The organism is Actinomadura napierensis, assembly GCF_039529375.1.
Classification (GTDB): domain Bacteria; phylum Actinomycetota; class Actinomycetes; order Streptosporangiales; family Streptosporangiaceae; genus Spirillospora; species Spirillospora napierensis.
Map to the genome: position 1 here is coordinate 1 of NZ_BAAAMR010000142.1, position 21,818 is coordinate 21,818.

At 73.0% G+C, this 21,818-nt stretch carries 21 protein-coding genes; 11 read left to right on the top strand and 10 right to left on the bottom strand.

All coding sequences use genetic code 11. The features are described from left to right. From sucB to lipB, 4 genes are all read left to right on the top strand, one after another. A partial coding sequence (gene sucB / locus ABD296_RS43805) for a 2-oxoglutarate dehydrogenase, E2 component, dihydrolipoamide succinyltransferase (RefSeq protein WP_344282433.1) occupies positions 1–811 on the top strand: 811 nt, incomplete at its 5' end. Between the two features lie 148 nt (positions 812–959). Further along, positions 960–1,847, top strand: coding sequence for a TIGR01777 family oxidoreductase (locus ABD296_RS43810; RefSeq protein ID WP_344282436.1), 888 nt, complete (start codon positions 960–962; stop codon positions 1,845–1,847). A gap of 135 nt (positions 1,848–1,982) precedes the next feature. Further along, positions 1,983–2,720, top strand: coding sequence for a Type 1 glutamine amidotransferase-like domain-containing protein (locus tag ABD296_RS43815; protein WP_285915007.1), 738 nt, complete (start codon positions 1,983–1,985; stop codon positions 2,718–2,720). Positions 2,721–2,783: 63 nt separating this feature from the next. Then, entirely contained in the window at positions 2,784–3,506 is a 723-nt protein-coding gene (lipB, locus tag ABD296_RS43820) for a lipoyl(octanoyl) transferase LipB (protein ID WP_344282485.1), read from the top strand. 18 nt (positions 3,507–3,524) lie between these two features. Here the strand turns inward: lipB and ABD296_RS43825 are convergent, their stop codons facing one another. Then, on the bottom strand, positions 3,525–4,022 hold the full coding sequence (locus ABD296_RS43825; protein ID WP_344282441.1) for a YfbM family protein: 498 nt from the start codon (positions 4,020–4,022) through the stop codon (positions 3,525–3,527). Between the two features lie 222 nt (positions 4,023–4,244). On the opposite strand from ABD296_RS43825, the gene lipA reads away from it, so the two are divergent. Continuing rightward, the gene (gene lipA, locus ABD296_RS43830; RefSeq protein WP_344282444.1) at positions 4,245–5,174 is read left to right on the top strand and encodes a lipoyl synthase; all 930 of its coding nucleotides are present in this window, start codon (positions 4,245–4,247) and stop codon (positions 5,172–5,174) included. A gap of 88 nt (positions 5,175–5,262) precedes the next feature. After that, positions 5,263–5,958, top strand: a complete 696-nt coding sequence (locus ABD296_RS43835; protein ID WP_344282447.1) for a DUF4191 domain-containing protein — start codon at positions 5,263–5,265, stop codon at positions 5,956–5,958. Between the two features lie 54 nt (positions 5,959–6,012). Here ABD296_RS43835 and ABD296_RS43840 read toward each other — a convergent pair whose 3' ends face one another. After that, a complete protein-coding gene (locus tag ABD296_RS43840) occupies positions 6,013–6,498 on the bottom strand; it encodes an RDD family protein (protein WP_344282449.1) in 486 nt (161 codons plus the stop codon). Positions 6,499–6,686: 188 nt separating this feature from the next. Here ABD296_RS43840 and glnA point away from each other — a divergent pair, with 188 nt between their 5' ends. Beyond that, the gene (gene glnA / locus ABD296_RS43845; protein ID WP_344282452.1) at positions 6,687–8,111 is read left to right on the top strand and encodes a type I glutamate--ammonia ligase; all 1,425 of its coding nucleotides are present in this window, start codon (positions 6,687–6,689) and stop codon (positions 8,109–8,111) included. A gap of 56 nt (positions 8,112–8,167) precedes the next feature. Here the strand turns inward: glnA and ABD296_RS43850 are convergent, their stop codons facing one another. Then, complete coding sequence (locus ABD296_RS43850) at positions 8,168–8,782, bottom strand: DUF1579 family protein (protein WP_344282454.1); 615 nt, start codon at positions 8,780–8,782, stop codon at positions 8,168–8,170. Between the two features lie 16 nt (positions 8,783–8,798). Next, the gene (locus ABD296_RS43855; RefSeq protein ID WP_344282456.1) at positions 8,799–9,629 is read right to left on the bottom strand and encodes an NAD(P)H-binding protein; all 831 of its coding nucleotides are present in this window, start codon (positions 9,627–9,629) and stop codon (positions 8,799–8,801) included. A gap of 86 nt (positions 9,630–9,715) precedes the next feature. Here ABD296_RS43855 and ABD296_RS43860 point away from each other — a divergent pair, with 86 nt between their 5' ends. Further along, a complete protein-coding gene (locus ABD296_RS43860; RefSeq protein WP_344282459.1) occupies positions 9,716–10,288 on the top strand; it encodes a TetR/AcrR family transcriptional regulator in 573 nt (190 codons plus the stop codon). Positions 10,289–10,310: 22 nt separating this feature from the next. On the opposite strand, the gene ABD296_RS43865 is transcribed toward ABD296_RS43860, so the two are convergent. The 4 genes from ABD296_RS43865 to ABD296_RS43880 form a co-directional block, all read right to left on the bottom strand. Continuing rightward, positions 10,311–10,730, bottom strand: a complete 420-nt coding sequence (locus tag ABD296_RS43865; protein WP_344282462.1) for a hypothetical protein — start codon at positions 10,728–10,730, stop codon at positions 10,311–10,313. Between the two features lie 117 nt (positions 10,731–10,847). Then, positions 10,848–11,102, bottom strand: coding sequence for a hypothetical protein (locus ABD296_RS43870; protein ID WP_344282465.1), 255 nt, complete (start codon positions 11,100–11,102; stop codon positions 10,848–10,850). Between the two features lie 56 nt (positions 11,103–11,158). Beyond that, positions 11,159–12,394 (bottom strand): helix-turn-helix domain-containing protein, encoded by a 1,236-nt coding sequence (locus ABD296_RS43875; protein ID WP_344282468.1) that lies wholly within the window; start codon positions 12,392–12,394, stop codon positions 11,159–11,161. A gap of 33 nt (positions 12,395–12,427) precedes the next feature. Continuing rightward, complete coding sequence (locus ABD296_RS43880) at positions 12,428–13,786, bottom strand: carboxypeptidase regulatory-like domain-containing protein (RefSeq protein ID WP_344282471.1); 1,359 nt, start codon at positions 13,784–13,786, stop codon at positions 12,428–12,430. Between the two features lie 65 nt (positions 13,787–13,851). Between ABD296_RS43880 and ABD296_RS43885 the strand changes: the two genes are divergently transcribed. Together ABD296_RS43885 and ABD296_RS43890 are read left to right on the top strand one after the other, a co-directional pair. Further along, positions 13,852–16,035, top strand: a complete 2,184-nt coding sequence (locus tag ABD296_RS43885) for a DEAD/DEAH box helicase (RefSeq protein WP_344282474.1) — start codon at positions 13,852–13,854, stop codon at positions 16,033–16,035. A gap of 78 nt (positions 16,036–16,113) precedes the next feature. After that, entirely contained in the window at positions 16,114–16,506 is a 393-nt protein-coding gene (locus tag ABD296_RS43890; protein WP_344282475.1) for an OsmC family protein, read from the top strand. 64 nt (positions 16,507–16,570) lie between these two features. On the opposite strand, the gene ABD296_RS43895 is transcribed toward ABD296_RS43890, so the two are convergent. Next, entirely contained in the window at positions 16,571–18,001 is a 1,431-nt protein-coding gene (locus ABD296_RS43895; protein ID WP_344282477.1) for an alpha/beta hydrolase, read from the bottom strand. 486 nt (positions 18,002–18,487) lie between these two features. Here ABD296_RS43895 and ABD296_RS43900 point away from each other — a divergent pair, with 486 nt between their 5' ends. Further along, positions 18,488–19,285, top strand: a complete 798-nt coding sequence (locus ABD296_RS43900; protein WP_344282479.1) for a phosphatase PAP2 family protein — start codon at positions 18,488–18,490, stop codon at positions 19,283–19,285. Positions 19,286–19,354: 69 nt separating this feature from the next. Here ABD296_RS43900 and ABD296_RS43905 read toward each other — a convergent pair. Then, the coding region (locus tag ABD296_RS43905; protein ID WP_344282482.1) for a bifunctional [glutamine synthetase] adenylyltransferase/[glutamine synthetase]-adenylyl-L-tyrosine phosphorylase at positions 19,355–21,818 on the bottom strand (2,464 nt) is incomplete at its 5' end.

Sequence of the window (21,818 nt, forward strand, 5' to 3'; positions counted from 1 at the left end):
GCCGGCCGCTCCCGCCGCTGCGGCCCGTCCGGCCGGCCGGCACGCGGCCCCGGCGCCCGAGGGCGCCCCGGCCGAGCAGCTCGCGCTGCGCGGCCGCACCGAGAAGATGTCGCGGATCCGGCAGACGATCGCCCGCCGCATGGTGGAGTCGCTGCAGGTGTCGGCGCAGCTGACCACCGTGGTCGAGGTGGACGTCACCAAGATCGCGCGGCTGCGGGAGCAGGCCAAGGCCGACTTCCAGGCCCGCGAGGGCGTCAAGCTGTCGTTCCTGCCGTTCTTCGCGCTCGCCGCCGTCGAGGCGCTGAAGGCGCACCCGAAGGTCAACGCCGTCATCGACAGCGAGACCAACGAGGTCACCTACCACGACGTGGAGAACCTCGGCATGGCGGTGGACGTGCCCGAGCGGGGCCTGATGGTCCCGGTCGTGCACAACGCCGGCCAGCTGAACCTCGGCGGCCTCGCGCAGCGGATCGCCGACCTGGCCGAGCGGACCCGCACCAACAAGGTCAGCCCGGACGAGCTGGCCGGCGGCACGTTCACGCTGACCAACACCGGCAGCCGCGGCGCGCTGTTCGACACCCCGATCCTCAACCAGCCGCAGGTCGGCATGCTCGGCACCGGCGCCGTCGTCAAGCGCCCCGCCGTCATCGACGACCCCGACCTCGGCGAGGTCATCGCGGTCCGGTCGATGGTCTACCTGGCGCTGACCTACGACCACCGGCTGATCGACGGCGCGGACGCCGCGCGCTTCCTCGGCACCATCAAGCACCGCCTGGAGGAGGGCAACTTCGAGGCCGACCTCGGCCTCTGACACGCCTGCTCCATCCGGGACCCCGCCGCCCCACCCGGGCGGCGGGGTTCCGCGCGTCTCCGGGGAACCCCGTGAACAGGGCGGGGGAAACACGGGACCGGGGTGAGACTCTCAGCGTTCGCCGGCGCCGTCACCGTAGGGTGGGGACATGAGGGTGACCGTGACGGGCTCGTCGGGCCTGATCGGAACGGCGCTGGTGCGGGCGCTGCGGGAGGACGGGCACGAGGTCGTGCGGCTGGTGCGCCGCGAGCCGTCGGCGCCCGACGAGGCGCGCTGGTCCCCCGCCGACGGCTGCGTGGAGGCGGCGGCGCTGGAGGGCATTGACGCCGTCGTGCACCTGGCGGGCGCGGGCGTCGGCGACCGGCCGTGGACGAAGGCGTACAAGCGCCGGATCAGGGACAGCCGGCTCGACGGCACCCGGACGCTCGCGGAGGCGATCGCCGCGGCCGACCGCCGCCCGCCGGTGCTCGTATGCGGGTCGGCGATCGGCTTCTACGGCGACACCGGCGACCGCGAGGCCGACGAGAAGTCCCCAGTCGGCGCCGGTTTCCTCGCCGCGCTCGTGCGGGACTGGGAGGCCGCGGCGGCGCCGGCCCGCGAGGCCGGGGCCCGGGTCGTCCACCCGCGCACCGGCGTGGTGCTGGCGCGCGGCGGCGGAATGGTCGGGGGGACGCTGCCGCTGTTCCGGGCCGGCCTCGGCGGCCGGCTCGGCGACGGGACGCAGTGGACGAGCTGGATCTCGCTCCCCGACGAGGTCGCGGCCCTGCGGTTCCTGATCGAGAACGAGCTGTCGGGGCCGGTGAACCTGACGGCGCCGAACCCGGTGACCAACGGCGAGTACACGGCGGCGCTGGGCCGGGCGCTGCACCGTCCGGCGCGGCTGGCGGTGCCGAAGGCGGTACTGCGGGCCGCCCTGCGCGGCTTCGCCGACGAGGGCCCGCTGGTCAGCCAGCGGGTGCTGCCGCGGCGGCTGGAGCAGGCCGGTTTCCGGTTCCGGCACCCCGACGTGGACTCCGCGCTGGCCGCCGTTCTGTAGCGGCCGTTCTGTAGCGCCGTTTCCGGCGCCCCGCACCGCGCCGGGCACGGCGAGACCAAGATTCCCTAAAGTCGCGGCCGATCGCGTCCGGCGGCCATACGGTGACATCGAAGGGCTTGCCGACGAGGAGGGCGAATGAGCACCGACGGACAGCCGCACATCCTCGCCATCGGCGGGGGCACGTTCGTCCCGGACGGCCGGGAGGGCATCGCGCCGAGCCCGCTGATGCGCTACGCGCTGGATTTGACCGGGCAGGACCGCCCGCGGATGTGCTTCCTGACGACGGCGGTGGGCGACGGCGCCGAGTACGTCGCGCGTTTCTACGCCGGGTTCTCCCAGCTGGACGCCGAGATCAGCCACCTGTCGCTGTTCCCGATGCCGAACGTCGCGGACATGCGCGCGCACCTGCTCACCCAGGACCTGGTCTACGTGTCCGGCGGCAGCGTCGCGAACCTGCTGGCGCTGTGGCGGCTGCACGGCCTGGACGAAATCATGCGGGAGGCGTGGCAGGAGGGCGTGGTGCTGTCGGGGCAGAGCGCGGGAGCGCTGTGCTGGCACGCCGGCGGCAACACCGACTCCTTCGGCCCGCAGCTGCGGCCGCTGACCGACGGGCTGGGCTTCCTGCCGTACTCGTGCGGGGTGCACTACGACAGCGACCCGCAGCGCCGCCCGCTGCTCCAGCAGCTCGTCGGCGAGGGCACGCTGCCCGGCGGGTACGCGGCGGACGAGTCGGTCGGCCTGCACTACGTCGGCACCGAGTTCGTCCAGGCCGTCTCGTACCGGCAGGACGCGGGCGCCTACCGGGTCGAGCCGGACGGTCCGGGCACCGCGAAGGAGACGCGGATCGAGCCCCGGCTCCTCGCCTCGCTCTGACGGGCCGGCGCCGATGGGCCGGTCGCCGGGCGACGTAGGCTGGCGGACGTGAGTGATCTGGACGTGCGGGGGGCCGCACCCGGGACGCCCCCGGAGCAGGCGCCGGCGACCGGCCGGCTGGTGATCGTCCACGCGGGCTTCGGGACCGCGGCCGTCCCCTACCTCGACGGCTGGGACCTGCAGAAGCGCACGCACGCGCTGCGCGTCGACGAGGTGATCCCCGACACCGTCCTGCTGATGGAGCACGAGCCGGTGTACACCGCGGGCAAGCGGACCGGGGCGCTCGACCGCCCCTTCGGCGACCCCGGCGCGCCGGTCGTGGACGTCGACCGCGGCGGCAAGATCACCTGGCACGGCCCCGGGCAGCTCACCGGCTACCCGATCGTCCGGCTGCCCGACCCGTCGGACGTCGTCTCCTACGTCCGGCTGCTGGAGCGGATGATGATGGCGGTGTGCGCCGGGTTCGGCCTGGAGACCGCCACCGTCGAGGGGCGCAGCGGGCTGTGGGTGCCCGGCACCCCCGACCGCAAGATCGGCTCCATCGGGATCCGGGTCGCGCGCGGCGTCGCCATGCACGGGTTCATGCTGAACTGCGACAACGACATGGGCTGGTTCGACAAGATCGTGCCGTGCGGCATCCGGGACGCGGAGTCCACCAACCTCAGCCGCGAGGTCGGCTGGGACGTCACCGTCGCCGAGGTCACCCCGCTGGTGGAGCGGCACCTCGCCGAGGCGCTCGGCGCCCGGGAGACCTTCCACCGGACGACGACCCAACTCGGCGTCTGACCGGCGCCTGAGCGCCGTTCAGGCGGTCGGGAACATCACCTTGTAGACGGCCTGGCCCTCGTCCGCCGCGGCCTGGAAGAACGCGGTCAGGGCGTCGTAGGCGGGCCTCAGGACGCGGTCGCGGACCCCGTCGTCCATCCGGCCCGCGTCCTGCACCCCCGCCGCGGCCATCGCCGCCAGGTCGAAGCGCGCCGCGACCTCGCCGAACGGCGTCGCGGCCAGGTGGTCGGCGGCCGGCTTCACCCGCTCCGGCGCCAGGTAGATCACGTCCATGCCCAGCTCGTCGGCGCCGTCCTCGGTGAGCAGCCGTCCGCCGCACACCACGTCCGCCTCCGGATGGCGCCCCTCCCAGGGGTCGCCGGTCACCAGGTAGTGCAGCGCCTGCCAGGCGGCGCCGACGTCCAGCGGCGCGACGGGCACGCGGCGCCGCCAGTCCGGCACGCCGAACACGCGGCGGGCGACCCGGGTGGGATCCGGCTCACCCTCCAGCACCGGCGGCACCCTGAGGTACGACATTGCCAGACCCACTGCGGTCCTCCATGCGAACGCTGTTGCGTGACGACAGGGAGTCACCCTAGAGAGAAACGCCTGTGGTCATGGGCCGAAACACGCGAATCGGCGGCGCGCGCCGGGTAACGTCACCCGTTCGAGATCGCCTTGATACTGCTTCGAGCCCACCGCTCGCGGGGGGCGCGGGCGCGATGTGCCGTCCCGCTGATCGCGACGTACCCTGAACAGGTGACGACGGTGACACCAGAGGGGCGCAAGCTCCTGCGCGTAGAGGCCCGCAACAGCCAGACCCCCATCGAGCGCAAGCCCGAATGGATCAAGACCCGGCTGAAGATGGGCCCGCAGTACAAGGAGCTCATCGGCCTGGTGAAGTCCGAGGGCCTGCACACGGTGTGCCAGGAGGCGGGCTGCCCCAACATCTTCGAATGCTGGGAGGACCGCGAGGCCACGTTCCTCATCGGCGGCGACCAGTGCACCCGGCGGTGCGACTTCTGCCAGATCGACACCGGCAAGCCCGCCGCGTTCGACCGGGACGAGCCCCGCCGCGTCGCCGAGTCCGTGGTGACGATGGGCCTGAGGTACGCGACCGTCACCGGCGTCGCCCGCGACGACCTGGAGGACGGCGGCGCCTGGCTGTACGCCGAGACGGTCCGGCAGATCCACGACGCCGTCCCCGGCTGCGGCGTCGAGCTGCTGATCCCCGACTTCAACGCCGTCCCCGAGCAGCTCGCCGAGGTGTTCTCCTCCCGTCCCGAGGTGCTCGCGCACAACGTCGAGACCGTGCCGCGGATCTTCAAGCGGATCCGGCCCGGGTTCCGCTACGAGCGCTCCCTCGAGGTGATCACCAAGGCCCGCGCGGACGGCCTGGTCACCAAGTCCAACCTGATCCTCGGCATGGGCGAGACCCGCGAGGAGGTCTCGGCGGCGCTGCGCGACCTGCACGAGGCCGGCTGCGAGCTGATCACCATCACCCAGTACCTGCGGCCGAGCCCCCGCCACCACCCGGTGGAGCGCTGGGTGAAACCGGAGGAGTTCGTCGAGCTGAAGGACGAGGCCGAGGAGATCGGCTTCGCCGGCGTCATGTCGGGGCCGCTCGTCCGGTCCAGCTACCGCGCCGGCCGCCTCTACAAGCAGGCGATCGAGGCCCGGCAGGGCTGAGCCCGGCCGCCGGAACCGTCCTCGCGCGCGTTTCGCCGTGCGAGGACGGGTGTCGGGACGGGGGTCCCGGCCGACTATCCTTGGGTTCATGTCGAAAACGCCCGCGGACGGGGGCCAGGAGCGTCCGGGCCGCCTCAAGCAGATCCGCATGGTCGCCCAGGTGCTCCGCCAGGCCGACCCGAAGGCCCTTCCGATCGTCGCCGCGTCGGCGCTCGGCACCCTGATCGTCATCGTCGTGATCGGGCTGGTGATCGGCCGGCTGTGGTTCTTCGTCCCGCTGGGCGTCCTGGCCGGCGTGGCCGTCGGCATGATCGTCTTCGGTCAGCTGGCGCAGCGCGCGCAGTACAAGGTGATCGCCGGGCAGCCCGGCGCCGCCGCCGCGGTGCTGAAGAACATGCGCGGCGACTGGACGGTCACCGAGGCCGTGGCCGGCAACCGCAACCTCGACATGGTGCACCGCGTCGTGGGCCGTCCCGGCGTCATCCTCGTGTCTGAGGGCCCGCGCAACCGGGTCGGGCAGTTGCTGGGCGCGGAGAAGAAGCGCATCTCCCGCGCCGCGCAGCAGGTGCCGATCTACGACGTGCAGGTCGGTGACGACGAGGACCAGGTCGCCGTCGGCAAGCTGCAGCGGCAGTTGATGAAGCTGCCCCGCAACCTCACCAAGGCGCAGGTCGGGGAGCTGAACGACCGGCTCCAGGCGCTGCCGCGGTCCATGCAGATGCCGAAGGGCCCGATCCCGAAGGGCGCGAAGATGCCCAAGGGCCCCAAGCCCAAGATGCGGTAGCGGCGGAACGAAACGAGCGCCCCCTCGGGGGCGCTTTTCCGTTTCCGGCGCTGATCAGACGTTCACGACGGCGGTGTTGGACGCGCGGTCGTGCAGGCCCCGGTAGTCGCGGTCCCAGATCAGCGCGGGGATGACCAGCAGCAGGAGGAGGCTGCGGGCGAATCCCATGAGGAAACCGACGGGCCGCCCGTCCAGGCGGATGACCCGGATGCCGCACAGCCGCTTGCCGGCGGTGGTGCCGATCGTGGCGGTCAGCACCCACGCCTGGATCCCGAAGACGACCAGCGTCAGCAGGCTGCGCTGCGGCGCGGACCAGTCGAGGGTGCGCGCCAGCAGGCCCGCGACCAGCGCCGACAGGCCCCAGTCGAGGAAAAGCGCGATCACCCGGCGGCCGTAGGACGCGATGGCCCCGCTCCCGTTCTCCGGCAGCCCCAGCCGCTCGCCGGGGCGGCCGAGGTCGGCGCCGGCCGAGCGCGCCCCGCCGAGCCACGTCTGCGTCCACCGCGGCCCCGCGGCCTGCTGCTCTTTACCACCGCTCATGGCGTCTACGCTATCCCCTCCCCCGCCGGGTTCCGACCCGGCTCCCCAGGGGAGGGACGGCAGTGGAGCGGGGTGCCCGGCGCCGCAGGACGCCGGGCCGCGTAACACAGCCGAAACATATGGGACACGGCAGGGAAACGGCCCGACCGTAGCCTGCGAGATGCCCAAAAGCGCACCGAGGAGGCTGGATGTTCAGCAGCGCCGAAGAGGTCCTGAGCTATCTCGAGAATGAGGACGTCAAGTTCGTCGACTGCCGGTTCGTGGACCTGCCGGGCAAGATGCAGCACGTCACGATCCCCACCGGCAACTTCGGCAGGCGCGCCTTCGAAGACGGCATGATGTTCGACGGCTCGTCGGTCCGCGGGTTCCAGGAGATCCACGAGTCGGACATGCTGCTGCTCCCGGACCCGGCCACCGCCGTGCTGGACCCGTTCCGGCAGCACAAGACGCTGATCCTGAACTTCTTCGTGCACGACCCGCTGACCGGCGAGCCCTACAGCCGCGACCCGCGCAACGTCGCCAGGAAGGCGCAGGACTACCTGCGCGGCACCGGCATCGCCGACACCGCCTACTGCGGCCCCGAGGCCGAGTTCTACATCTTCGACGACGTCCGCTTCGAGACGAAGCAGAACGCCGGCTACTACTTCCTGGACTCGGTGGAGGGCGCCTGGAACACCGGCCGCGAGGAGCCCGGCGGCAACCTCGGCGCCAAGCCCGGCTACAAGGGCGGCTACTTCCCCGTCCCGCCGATGGACCACTACACCGACCTGCGCTCGGAGATGGCGACGCAGCTGCTCGCCTCCGGCGTCGAGGTCGAGCTCCAGCACCACGAGGTCGGCACCGCGGGCCAGTCGGAGATCGGCGTCCGGTTCGACACGCTGCTGAAGGCCGCCGACAACCTGCTGCTCTACAAGTACATCGTCAAGAACGTGGCGCGTGGCGCCGGCAAGACGGTGACGTTCATGCCGAAGCCGATCTTCGGTGACAACGGGTCGGGCATGCACGTCCACCAGTCGCTGTGGAAGGACGGCTCGCCGCTGTTCTACGACGAGGTCGGCTACGCGGGCCTGTCGGACACGGCGCGGTACTACATCGGCGGCCTGCTCCGGCACGCCCCGTCCCTGCTGGCCTTCACGAACCCGACGGTGAACAGCTACCACCGGCTGGTCCCGGGCTTCGAGGCGCCGGTCAACCTCGTCTACTCGCAGCGCAACCGCTCGGCGTGCATCCGGGTCCCGATCACGGGCTCGAACCCGAAGGCCAAGCGCATCGAGTTCCGCGTCCCGGACCCGTCCTGCAACCCCTACCTGGCCTTCTCGGCGATGCTGATGGCGGGTCTGGACGGCATCAAGAACAAGATCGAGCCGCCGGAGCCGATCGACAAGGACCTCTACGAGCTGCCGCCCGAGGAGGCCCGCGCGATCCCGCAGGTCCCCGGCTCGCTGCCCGCGGTCCTGGCCGCCCTCGAATCCGACCACGAGTACCTGCTCGAAGGCGGCGTGTTCACTCCGGACCTCATCGAGACCTACATCGCGATGAAGAACGAGTTCGAGATCGACCCGATCCGCCTGCGCCCCCACCCGCACGAGTTCGAGCTGTACTACGACGTCTGATCCGACGTTCCGGAAGGCCCGCGAGGACGCCTCGCGGGCCTTCCGCGTTCCCGGGGTCAGGCCGTCCTGCGGAGGTAGACGACGTGGTCGACCAGGCGTTCCCGCTGGCCGGGCGGGGTGAAGTAGAGGTCGAACCGCGGGTGGGCGCCGAGCGTGATCACGGTGCGCATGGGGATGGTCCTGCCGACGTACTCGGGGCCGAGGACGCCCGGGTCGGTGAACTCGCCGGGGATCGACAGGACCGGAGTGACGTGGGACAGCGCCGGGCCGCGGTAGGTCATCGCGGTCGGGGTGACGCTGTCGAAGGTCGTCCACTCGTACCGGCGGTCGATGGTGGAGAAGCCGAGGACGCCCAGCCGGAAGTACTTCTTTCCGCCGAGCGTGCCGTCGGTCCGCTCCTGGAGGAACCGGCCACTGGTCTTGGCGATCCAGCTCGTCCGGACGGTGATGTCGCGGGACACGATCGGCGTGCCGTCGCCGCTGAGGATGTAGTTGTACTTGACGGCCTTCCAGGTGCCGACGAGCTGGTCGAGGCGGTGGTGGAACGGGCCGGGCTCCAGCGGGCCCGCACTCGGCTGGGGCGCCGGCGGGGCGGTGGCGGAGGCCGTGGCGGATCCGGTCAGGCCGAGGATCGCAGCGGCGGCGAGGGGCAGGACGAGCTTCTTCAGCATGATCGGCTTCCTCGGGTCAGGCGAAGGACGCGGCGTGCGCGGCGGCCCACTGCTCGAAGGTCCGGGGCGGGCGGCCGGTGACGTCGCGGACGGTGGTGGTCACGACCGATTCGTCCAGCGAACCGGCGACATAGAAGTCGAAGAAGGCGTCCACGTACTTCTCCGGCATGTTCCGCAGCATCTCCGCACGGGCCTCGTCGTCGGGCTGCGCGTCCAGCCGCAGGTCGCGGCCCAGCACGCCGGCCAGGATCCGCAGCCGGTCGGCGGGCCTCAGCGGCTCCGGACCGGTCACCCGGTGCACGCGCCCCCGGTGACCGTCCTGCAGCAGCGACGCCGCCACGACGGCCCCGATGTCGGCCGGGTCGATCACCGCGATCGGCACCCCGGCGAACGGGGCGCGCACCACGTCACCGGCCTTGAGCTGCGGGATCCACTCGAATGTGTTGGACATGAACCCGCTCGGCCGCACGATCGTCCAGGCGAGCCCGGACTCGCGGACCGCCGTCTCCGCCTCGATCATGTACCGGCTGACGGCGTTGGACAGGTCGCCCGACTCCGCCGAGGCCCCCGACAGCAGCACCACGTGCTCGACCCCGGCGCGTCCCGCCTCGGCCAGCAGCTCGGCGGTCCCCTCGTAGCCGGGCAGCAGGAACAGCCCTCGGACGCCTTGCAGGGCCGGCGTCAGCGTCTCGGGCTTGTTCAGGTCGCCGGTGACGTACTCGACGCCGTGCGGCGCGCCCGCCGGGGCCCCGCCCCGCGCCAGCGCCCGCACCGGCTCGCCGGCCGCCGCCAGCGCGGCCGCCACTTCCCGTCCGACGTTGCCCGTCGCACCCGTCACGAGGATCATCGCAGGTTCCCTCCACTTGTTAGGGAACGTTCCCTAACAAAGCGGTACGGTAGAGGCATGCGTCGGATCTGGCAAGGGGCCCGGTGATGCGCCGAAGCGCCGCCGAGACACGGGAGCACCTCCTCGAGGTCGCCCACGACCTGTTCTACTGGCAGGGCATCAAGGGCGTCGGCGTGGACAAGATCGCCGCCACGGCGGGAGTCGCGCCCACGACCCTCTACCGGCTGTTCGCCTCCAAGGACGAGCTGATCACGGCCTACGTCACCCGCGCGGACGGCCTGTACAAGGAATGGTTCGACGCCACCGCCGGCGACGAGGACCGTCCCGCGCGCGCCCGGATTCTCGCGCTGTTCGACGCGCAGACCGAGCAGATCCAGCCCGACCGCTGCCGCGGCTGCCCGTTCCTCATGGCGCTCGCCGAGATCCCCGACGCCGCCCATCCCGCCCACCAGGCCGCCGCGGGGACGAAACGGTGGGTCCGCACCCGCTTCGCCGACCTCGCGGCGTCCGCCGGCGCCCCCGACCCCGCCGGCACCGGGGACCAGTTGGCACTGGCCTTCGAGGGCGCCTACGCGTCCGTCCAGGCCCTCGGCACCGACGGCCCGGCCCGCCACGCCCGCCGCCTCGCCGAACTCATCCTCGACGCCGCGTCCGCCTGACAGGGGCCCATGCCGTCACGCCCTAGCTGGTTCGGGTGGTCGGGCTCCACTTGTAGTACTTGTCGGCGACGTTGGCGTAGCTGATGTGGGACGAGTAGACGGCGGCGCTCCCGGACGGGGACGTGCGAAGGCGGTAGAACCACACGTCGCCGAGGCTGTCGTAGGCGCCGATGTAGCCGCTGCCGTAGGCGAACAGCTGGCTCGCGGGACGGGACGAGTTGCACTTGCCCAGCCAGACGGCGTTGTTGTAGGTCTTCCAGTCCGTGGTGAGGCAGGTGCCGGTGGCGCGGTTCTTCAACTCGTTGTAGGTCGCGCCGCTGCCGATCCAGTCCCACTGCTGCGTGCTGCCGCCGGTGCAGCCGGCGACCCAGACCTTAGGACCACCCGTCCGACGCCCCCAAGGCGAGTGCGTCCCACCAGGTCGCCATCTCGCTGACCGCACGCTCAGCGTCGTGGCACGGGGCGAGGGGATTCCCGGTGGACGAGACGAACCACGGCACGCCGTTCACGCCCGGTTTCACCCGGATGCTCTCCCCGACGCGCCCGGACAAGGACACCCTCAGCATCGGCGGCGTCCCGTCGTAACGCTTCTGCGTGACCCAGCCCGCCCGTCCACGTAGACGGCCCGGCCGAGCGGGCAGAGCGCCACGCGGCGCACGCGCCCACGCGTACCCGGCGGCGCCTCGGCCAGCCCCTCGCGGACGTGCCGCCGCGCCGCCTCGGGGTCATCGGTCACCCCGCCCGCCCCGCCGTCCGCGAACACGTCCCAGGTGAAAAGCTCGCAGCCCTTGCGCTGCGGTTCTGTGTACGACATGTAACGCAGAGTGCCCGCGCGGTCGCGGCAGAGCGGACAGGGTTGCTGTCCCTGGTTCAGACGAGGAGGCCGATGCGGTCCGCGAGGTTCCGGGCGCCGCGCCGCACGTCGGGCGAGCCTTCTGAGGCTAGTTCGACGGTCATGCGGCGGGCGTGGCCGTTGTAGCGGACGGTCTCGGGCGCGGTGGTGTGGGCGTCGTCGAGGGCGGCGAGCGTCGCCGCCGGGTCGCCGGTCAACTGCCACGCGCGCGCTACCTCGACGAGGTGGCGGCCGCGGCGGGGTTGCGAGGGGATGGTGGCGCGGGACGCACGGACGGCATGCCTGCGTGCCTCACCGGCCTGGCGGAGCTCGACGGCGATCGTGACCGCGTGGGCGCCCATGATGACCTGCGAGAACGAGGTCATCGGGTCATAATGCGCGGGCGGCAGCGTCCGGGCGATGCGGTCGGCCTCGTCCCACCAGCGCCACGCGGTGCCGGTCTGCCCGGCGCGGGCGGCGGTGTAGGCCACTTCGTGGTGGAGGGCGCCCCACATGGCCCGGAGGGCGACGTCCTCGCCGGTGATGCGGGGCCGCAGCCACTCCAGGCCCTCACGGTTGACCGCCTCCGCCGCGTCGAAGTCGCACGCGTCCCGGTGCGCCTGGGCCGCGAGCCAGACGGCGCCGCCGAACGCCTTCGGGTCCTCGGACTCCTCGGCCGCCATGATGCTGCGCTCGACGACGCGCCAGAGGAGGTCGGCGGACGGCTGGTAGACGAGGAAGAACTGGGCGAGGTTGTAGATCTGCGCGAGCAGCGACAGGGCACGGCGCCGTTCTGCGCCCTCGTACGTCCGGGCGGCGCGCTTGGCGTCGAGGATCAGGTCCGGCAGCAGCGCGCCGAGCACGGTGCGGTGGTCGGGTGCGGCGTGGCGGGCGCGCCAAGCCGCGTCCAGCCTGGCCTGGAGATGACCGAGCGGCGGGGGCGGGTCGGTCATGGAGACGGCGACGGTATTGATCGCGTCGCGGACGGCGCCGAGGGAGGGGTGGCCGGGGCCGCGGAACATCCTCGTGGGCACCGGGCCACCGCCGGTCAGGCGCGACACGTCCCGCACCTTCAGCGCTTCGGCGAGGTTCAGCAGCGTGGGGAGTTCGGGTTCGCCGATCTCGCCGCGCTCCACGGCCTTCACCCAGCGGCCGTTCCTGCCGATGAGGCCGCCGAGCACCTCGCGGGACATTCCGCGCCGTTCGCGGAAATAGCGGATGCGCTGCCCGACGGCCAGGTCGGGGTCGGCCGGATCGATGCCTCGTTCGTCCATGGTCCGCCGCCTTTCGAGGGGGTCCCGTTCAGGTTAGGCGGGGTGGGCGCCGTGGACGGGGGGCTCGAGCGCGAAGTCCTGGCGGTGGGTTCGGCCGGCGGACAGCAGGACGCGGGTCACGGCCGGGGTGTGGCCCCGGGCGAGCAGGAGGACGGTGACGAAGTCCTCCGGGAGGCCGGCGGCGGCGTAGCGGCCCTCGTCGTCGGTGCGGGTGCGCATGAGCTGGCGGCCGCCCGTGGCGAGGACGGTGACCAGGGCGTCGGGGACGGGTTCGCCGGCGGAGGTGCGGACGGTGCCGACGAGGCCCGGGATGACGTCGCCGAAGTGCTCGTGGTGGGCGGGGCTGACGGGGTGCGGGACGGGGGTCTCGAAGGTGGGGTCCTCGACCATCTCTTCCTCGGCGGTGGCGCCGGGCTCGGCCTTCGCGGCCTTGCGGTGCTGGAGGTAGGCGCCGAAGCCGACCAGGGCGAAGCCGGCGGCGACCCAGGCGCACAGGACGACGGTGGGACGCAGCAGGCCCTCGTTGTCGAAGTAGAACAGGCCGTGGAGGGCGTCCAGGAGGTTGCCGAGGGGCATGACGGGGTGCAGGGCGCGGAAGAACCCGGGGACGAGCTGGTACGGGATGGCGCCGCCGCTGGACGGGATCGACAGCAGGACGAACAGCGTGATGGCGACGCCGGGGAGGAACTGGCGGACGAACGGCACCAGCCCGTAGGCGAACTGGGCGACCGCCTGGGTGATCAGGAAGCCGTACACGATGGCGATCGGCTCGTTGGGGACGACGTCCATGGCGAGCGCGACGTAGAAGCCGACGACGGCCATGAACGCGCCCATGGCGGCGAGGGCGAGGACCTTGGCGCGGCGGCTGACGGTGACGGCGCGCATCAGCATCATGACGGCGATGTAGGGCGCGATGTTCCAGGCCATGGCCAGGTAGAACAGGCCGGTCCCGGTGACGTCGCCCTTGGCGGTCGGGACGAGCTCGACGGTGCGGATGCTCTGCCCGCCCTGTTTCGCGACGGCGGTGAAGGTGCTGGTGGCGGCCTGTTCGAGGAAGGTGCCGTCGGCCTTGGCGATGTAGAGGGTGGCGGTGGCGGGCCCGTCGACGCTGTAGGCGGCGACGGCCTCCCGGGTGAGGATCTTCTTCCGCGCGTCGGACGCGTCCTTGACGGGGACGACCTCGAACGCGCCGGGCGCCTGCCGGTCGAGCGCCGGGCCGAGCCTCTGCGCCACCGCCGGCGGGGCCACCGCGACCCGGACGTCGTGGGGCGACGGGGAGTGGAACGGCAGCATGTAGCAGAACAGGAAGCCGAAGAAGAACAGCAGCGGGAACCACAGGCTTCCGGCCAGCGACATGAGCAGGTTCGGCTCGTCCTCGCGGTCGTCGGTCACGCTCGGGGACCTTTCTGGACGGAACGGGTTTCACCAGGGCGATGCACGGGCGCGGCGCTGGCATCATGTGCCGGGAGATCGCGGCGGAGGGAGCGGCGGGCGCGATGGCGGACGAGCCGAAGGCGGTCCTGCGGGACGGCCATGCCCTGCTGGACGCCGCCCGCGCCCTGATCGCCGATCACCGGGGCGCGGTCGCGGAGGTGCACGAGGCGCTGGCGCCGCTGCGGGCGGAGGCGGCGCGCGGGCAGCTCGCGGAGATCCCGGTCGCGCGGCTGAAGGACGTGACGGACGGCCGCCTGCGCCTGACGCCGCTCGAACAGGCGGGGCTGACGTCGGTGCTGGCCGTCCTGGACGCGACGCCGTACCGGCTCCAGCTGATCCCCGGCATCGGGCCGCAGACGGCGGCGCAGATCCACGCGGCGGCGCGCAGCCTGGCCGAGGCGGCGGAGCGGGCGGCGGGGATCCGGATCGACGCCGGGCGGCGGGATCCGGCGACGACCGCGCTGGTCGTGGCGCTGCACCGGCTGGTGAACGCGGGCCCCGACCTGCCGCGTGCCCGCCGCTCCGCCGAGGAGCTGGACGAGCGGCTGAGCCCGCTGGTGCACGACGCGCGGCCGGCCGCGTCGTGGTGGCGGCGGGTCCTCGCGGGCCCGGCGCGCCGGGAGCGGGCCCGCGCGGCGATCGCGGCGCTGGCGGAGGCGGCCGGGCGGGCCCGCGAGGAGTACCTGCTGATCTCGCAGGCGTCGGTCGACCTGCTGCGTCCGGCGGTGCCGGCGGACGAGGCGTGGATCGACTACGAGCTGCGCGGGTCCGACTACCAGACGCTCCTGGCGGAGCTGGCCGCCGTCGGGCCCGAGCGCGCGGCGGCCGAGGGGTACCTCCCGGACGACCTGGCCGCGCGGGTCAAGGCGCAGCCGCTGGACGACACGTACCGGCAGGTGTCGCTGCGCGGTTACCAGTCGTTCGGTGCGCGGTTCGCGCTCGTCCAGCGGCGGGTGATCCTCGGCGACGAGATGGGGCTGGGGAAGACCGTCCAGGCGATCGCGGCGATGGCGCATCTGCGCGCGGAGGGCGCGACGCACTTCCTGGTGGCGTGCCCGGCCAGCGTGCTGGTCAACTGGGTGCGGGAGATCGAGGACCGCAGCCGGCTGGCGGCGCGTCCCGTGCACGGCCCCGCGAAGGCGGCGGCGCTGGCGGAATGGGCGGACGCGGGTGGCATCGCGGTCACCACCCTCGACACCCTGCACGCCCTGGACGTCCCGGACGAGGTGCCCGTCGCGATGCTCGTGATCGACGAGGCGCACTACGCCAAGAATCCGGAGACGCGCAGGTCGAAGGCGGTGGCCGCGTGGTGCGCGCGCGTCGAGCGGGTGCTGTTCCTCACCGGGACGCCGATGGAGAACCGCGTCGAGGAGTTCCGCAGCCTGGTGGCGTACCTGCGGCCCGAGCTCGTCCCGTCGGTGCGGCCGAGCGACGCGGCGGTGGGGCCGCGGGCGTTCCGGCAGGCCGTCGCGCCCGCGTACCTGCGCCGCAACCAGCAGGACGTGCTGGTGGAGCTGCCCGAGGTGCAGGAGATCGAGGAGTGGGAGGAGTTCAGCGCCGCGGACGAGGCCGCCTACCGGCGGGCGGTCGCGGACGGCAACTTCATGGCGATGCGGCGCGCCGCGTACGCCGACCCGAAACGGTCCGCGAAGCTGGCGAGGCTCGTCGAGCTGGTGGACGAGGCGGACCGCAACGGGTTGAAGGTCGTGGTCTTCTCCTACTTCCGGGACGTGCTGTCGGCCGTGGAGCTGATGGTGGGCCCCGCGGCGCGCGGGCCGATCTCCGGCTCCGTGCCGGGGGCGCGCCGCCAGCGGCTCGTGGACGACTTCACGGCGGAGCCGGGGCACGCGGTGCTGCTGGCGCAGATCCAGGCGGGCGGCGTCGGGCTGAACCTGCAGGCCGCCTCCGTCGTGATCATCTGTGAGCCGCAGGTGAAACCGACGATGGAGGAGCAGGCGATCGCCCGCGCGCACCGCATGGGGCAGGCCCGGACCGTCCAGGTGCACCGGCTGCTCACCCCGCGCGGGGTGGACGAGCGGATGCTGCGGATCCTGCGGGGAAAGGCCCGGTTGTTCGACGAGTACGCCCGCCGCAGCGATCTCGCCGAGCGCACGCCGGACGCGGTCGACATCTCCGAGCAGGCGCTGGCGCAGCGGATCGTCCAGGAGGAGCAGGAGCGGCTCGGCACCCGGGGCATGGAGCCGTGACCGCGGGAAGAAGCGCCGTGTCGGGCGTGTTCGGGCAGGCGGGCCCGGTAGGGGCCGCCGAGGATCGGAGGGGATGACATGGCCGAGGTCAGGGTCGAGCGCACCGGGGACGGTTTCCAGGCCGTCAACGGGCGGGGCGCCCGCGTCGCCATCGGGGACGGGGACACCGAGGGGGCGTTCACGCCGGTCGAGCTGCTGCTGGCGGCGCTCGGCGGCTGCGAGCTGGTGACCGTGGAGCCGCTGACCGCGCAGCGCGGGCACCGGATGGCGCGGCTCGCCGCGACGGTCCAGGCGGACAAGGTCGAGACGAGCAGGCTGGGCACGATCACGGTCACCTACGACGTCGAGCTGCCCGAGGGCGACGACAAGGCCGAGGACGTGCTGAAGGCGGTCGCCAAGCGCGTTCATGAGCGGTACTGCACGGTCGGGAACGCGCTCAAGGAGCCGATGAAGGTCGAGCAGATCGTCTGATCCCGCCGGGCCGGTCGCAAGTGCCGGGCCGGTCGCACGTGCCGGGTCAGTCACACGTGGCGGGTCAGTCACACGTGGCGCCCTTCGCCGGGAGGGCGCCCTCCAGCAGGTAGGCGTCCACGGCGCGGCGGACGCAGACGTTCCCGGTGTCGTACGCGCCGTGCCCCTCCCCCTTGAGGGTGAGGAGCGCGGCGCCGCCGCCGAGCTCCTTCACGAGCGCGGACGCCCACGCGTACGGGGTGGCGGGGTCGCCGGTGTTGCCGACGACCAGGATCGGCGCGGCGGTCGGGGCGGACACCTCCCGCGCCGCGTCGTCGCCCTTGACGGGCCATCCGGTGCACTGCAGCAGCCCCCACGCCATGGACGGCCCGAAGACCGGTGAGGCGGCGCGGAACTTCGGCATCAGCCGGCGGACGTCCGCGGTGGTGTAGCGGTCGGTGCCGTCCGCGCAGGTGATCGCGGTGTTCGCCGCGGTCAGGTTGTCGTAGGCGCCGTCGGGCTTGCGGCCGTTCTGCAGGTCGGCGAGCATCAGCAGCAGCGACCCGTCGCGGCGTTTCACCGCGTCGACGAGGCCCTGCGCGAGGTACGGCCAGGCCTGCTTGGTGTAGAGCGCGGCGGCGACGCCGGTGTCGCCGAGGCTCTGGGTGAGCCTGCGGCCGGCGGTGGTCGTGAGCGGCTTGCGGTCGAGGCCGGCGAGGATCTTCTCGGTGGTCGCGGCGACGGCCCGTCCGTCGGCGCCGAGCGGGCACGACTTGGCGCCGAGCCGGGCGCAGGCGGCGCCGAAGTCGACCAGGGCGTGCTGGAACCCGGCGGCCTGCTGGAGGCCGAGGTCGGCGGTGTCGAGCCGGGTGTCGACGGCCCCGTCCAGCACGGCGCGCCCGACGCTGCCCGGCATCTGGTGGGCGTAGTTGCCGCCGAGCCAGGTCCCGTAGGAGATCCCGAAGTAGTTCAGCTTCGGGTCGCCGACGGCGGCGCGGATCGCGTCCATGTCGCGGGCGGCGCTGAGCGTCCCGACGTGGGGCAGCAGCTTCCCCGACCCGGCCTCGCACGCCTTGGCGAAGGACGCGCGCCTGGCGAGGTAGGCGGTCTCCTCCGCGGTGGTGTCGGGCGTGTCGTCCTCGGCGGTGATCTGGTCCATGGTCCGGTCGTCCACGCAGGTGACCGGGGCGCTGCGGCCGACGCCGCGCGGGTCGAAGCCGATCAGGTCGTAGCGGGTGTTGAGGTTCGTGTACTCCGACGCGGCCTGGGCGAGGGTGTCGACGCCGTCGCCGCCGGGACCGCCGAAGTTGAACAGCAGCGAGCCGATCCGGTGGCCGGCGTCCGTCGCGGGAATCTTGAGCAGCGCGAGGTCGATCGTCCCGGAGGCGGAGTCGGCGTAGTCCAGGGGAACCTTCAGGGTGGCGCACCGGTACCGGGTCTGCGACGCCCCCGGTTCGGCGGCCGGCAGACCGGTGCAGCGCTTCCATTCCGGCTTCGGGACGGTACCGTCCGTCACGGCACCGGCCGTGCGGACCGCCGACGCCGGCGCGGATCGAGCCGTCCCTCCGGCGGAGGAGATCAGTCCGAAAGCGGCCAAAACGGCCGTGCCTGCTGCCGCGATGCCGGGTATGGACCCGATCGAGGCCATTCGTCCCCCCGTTCGTTCGTGGGGGGCCGATCATGATCTACCCAGGGCCTCCTATGCTGATTCCTGATCAACCACACAGGCTCCATACTCCACAGGCTTCACTCTCCACAGGCTCCATGCGGAGGCAGGAACCCCGGCATCCCCGGGGCCCCTCCCCCGAAAGTCCGGATACCGCGTCAGGGTCGTACTACTCAGGTCTGAGACGAAGACCATTCGCGGCGGTGATCTCATGAAGGGGGCCGCGAGGCAAAGATAGGTAACATGGCTCATTCCGCCCCCCCAGTAGCGCACCGAGGCCGGTCCGGCACCGGCCGTGGTGAGCCGCGAAGCAGCGCCGCGACGAAGCGGCCCCGGGTGCTCACGGCGCCGCCGGTGTGGCGCGAGCTGCTCCTGCTCGTGCTCTTCTACACGGGCTATACGCTCACGCGCGTCGTCCTGGTTCAGGACGGCACCGGCGCGGCGTTCGGCCACGCCTATCAGATCCTGCACGTGGAGAAGCTGCTGGGCCTGGACGTGGAGCTGGGCCTGAACAAGACGCTGATCAACGTGCCGTGGCTGGCCCGCACCGCCAACATGTTCTACGCCACCATGCACTTCATCCTGACGGCGCTGGTCGTCGTCTGGCTGTACCGGTACCGGCCGCGGGAGTACCGCTGGCTGCGCACTGGGATCATGGCGGCGACCGCGCTCGCCCTGATCGGCTTCTGGCTCTACCCCCTCGCGCCCCCGCGGTTCCTGGACAGCGTGGGGTTCGTCGACCCGGTGACCGCGCTGCACTCGTTCGGGCTGTACTCCAGCGACGCGTCCGGCAGCCTCACCAACCAGTACGCCGCGATGCCGTCCATGCACGCCGGCTGGGCGCTGTGGTGCGGGTTCGTGCTGGTCAAGTTCGTCTCGCAGCGCTGGGCGAAGGTCCTCGGGGTGATCTACCCGGCCACCACCGTCTTCGTGATCCTGTCGACCGCCAACCACTACGTGCTGGACGCCGTGGTCGGCATGGGCCTGATCGGCGGATCGCTCGGGGTCGCCTGGCTGGTCTACACCCGCTGCCCGCAGCCGGTCATCGACATGCGGAACCGCGCCCTCCAGCGGGTCCGGCACCCGCACGGCGACGCTCGCCGCGCCGACTCGGCCGCGGGATCACGCTGCTGACCCGGCCCGGCCGCGCGCCGGGCCGGATCCCCCGCGCTCCGGGCGACGGTCAGCCGGCGCCGTAGACGGTCAGTCGGCGCCGTAGAAGACGCGGTCGACGACCGCGCGGGCGCGGCGGGCATGCCGGCGGTAGTCCTCCAGCAGGTCCCCCGTCCCCGGGTAGCCGAGGACGCGGCTGACGGCGGTGCGCTCCCGGTGGTGGTCGGTGGGCAGCAGGTCGGACGCCCGCCCCCGCACCAGCATGATCGAGCCGCGGATCCGGGTCGCCAGGCACCACGCCTCCGTCAGCACCGCCGCGTCGCCGCGGTCGAGCAGCCCCGCCTCCGCCGCCGCCTCCAGGGCCGCGAGGGTGCGGGGGGTGCGCAGCGCGGGGACGGCGTGGGCGTGCCGCATCTGCAGCAGCTGCGCGACCCACTCGACGTCCGACAGCCCGCCGGGCCCGAGCTTGATGTGCAGCCGGCGGTCGACGCCGCGCGGCAGCCGCTCGGACTCCATCCGCGCCTTCAGCCTCCGGATCTGCCGCAGCGCGTCGTCGCCGAGGCCGTCCTCGGGCCAGCGGATCGGGTCGATCAGCGCGCGGAACCGCTCGCACAGCCCCGGGTCGCCGATCACCGGGTCGGCGCGCAGCAGCGCCTGCGCCTCCCACGGCTGCGACCAGCGGCGGTAGTACGCGGCGTACGAGGCCAGGGTGCGGACCAGCGGGCCCTGGCGCCCCTCCGGGCGCAGGTTCGGGTCGATCTCCAGCGGCGGGTCGGGCGCGGGCAGCGCGAGCAGCCGGCGCAGCTCCTCGGCGACGGCGTGCGCGGCGCGTCCGGCCGCCCGTTCCTCCGCGCCGGGCAGCGGGTCGTGCACGAACATGACGTCGGCGTCGCTGCCGTAGCCGAGTTCGTGGCCGCCGAACCGGCCCATGGCGACCACCGCCACCCGGGTCGGCAGCGGCGCGCGCGCCTCCATCTCGATCTTGTTGGCGGCGGCCCGGAGCGCGGCCTCGACCGTCACGGCGGCGATGTCGGTCAGCGCCCCGCCGACCGTCTCGACGTCGGCGAGGCCGAGCAGGTCGGCGACCGACACCCGGAACAGCTCGCGGCGGCGCAGCCCGCGCACGACCGCGACCGCCTCCTCCGCCGGCCCGCCGCCCTCGGCGTGCCGGCGGACGGCGGCCAGCATCTCCGAGCGCAGCGCCTCGAGCGGGCGGGGCGCGAGCCCCTCGGTGCCGCGCAGCAGCGCGACGGCCTCCGGGGCGCGCAGCAGCAGGTCGGTGGCGTACCGGCTGGAGCCGAGCACCCACGCCATCCGCTCGGCGACGCTCACGTCGTCGCGCAGCAGCCGCAGGTACCAGGGGGTGGTGCCGAGCTCGTCGCTGACCTGCCGGAACCCCAGCAGCCCGGCGTCGGGGTCGGGCGCGTCGGCGAACCAGCCGAGCATCACCGGCAGCAGCGTCCGCTGGATCGCGGCGCGCCGCGACACGCCCGAGGTGAGCGCCTCGATGTGCCGGAGGGCGCCCGCCGGGTCGGCGTAGCCGAGCGCCTCCAGCCGCGTGCGGGCGGCCTCCGGGGTGAGCCGGGCCTCCTCCCCGGGCAGCCGCGCCACGGCGCGCAGCAGCGGCCGGTAGAACAGCTTCTCGTGGATGCGGCGGACCTCGCGGGCGTGCCGCCGCCACAGCGCGGTGAACTCGCCGACCGGGTCGGTGCGCAGGCCGAGGGCCCGGCCGAGCCGGCGCAGGTCCGCCTCGCCGTCGGGGACGAGGTGGGTGCGGCGCAGGTGGTGCAGCTGGATCAGGTGCTCCACACGCCGCAGGAACCGGTACGCCGACGTCAGCGCCGCCGCGTCGTCGCGCCCGACGTAGCCGCCCTGGGACAGCTCCGCGAGGGCGTCCAGCGTGTTCGGGCTGCGCAGCGTCTCGTCGGCGCGGCCGTGCACGAGCTGCAGCAGCTGCACCGCGAACTCGACGTCGCGCAGCCCGCCGGGGCCGAGCTTGAGCTGCCGCTCGGAGTCGCCGGTGCGGCGGTCCAGGTCCTTCTCGACGCGGCGCCGCATGTCCTGGACGTCCTGGACGAAGCCCTCCCCCTCGGCGGCCTTCCACACGATCGGGGTGATCGCTTCCAGGTAGCGGGCGCCGAGCCCGGGGTCCCCGGCGATGGGCCGGGCCTTCAGCAGCGCCTGGAACTCCCAGGTCTTGGCCCACCGCTCGTAGTAGGCGCGGTGGCTGGCGAGGGTCCGCACCAGCGGGCCGGCCTTGCCCTCGGGACGCAGCGCCGCGTCCACCTCCCAGAGCGCGCCCTCCTCCGTCGAGGCCGAGCAGGCCCGCATCATCGCCGAGGCCAGCCGGGTCGCGGTGCGCAACGCCGCGTCCTCGTCCGCGCCCTCGCACGCTTCCGCCACGAAGATCACGTCGACGTCGCTGACGTAGTTCAGCTCGCGGCCGCCGCACTTGCCCATGCCGATCACCGCGAGCCGGCAGGCGGTGTGCCCCGCCACCTCGGCGCGGGCGACCGCGAGGCCCGCCTCCAGCGCGGCGGCGTCGTGGTCGGCG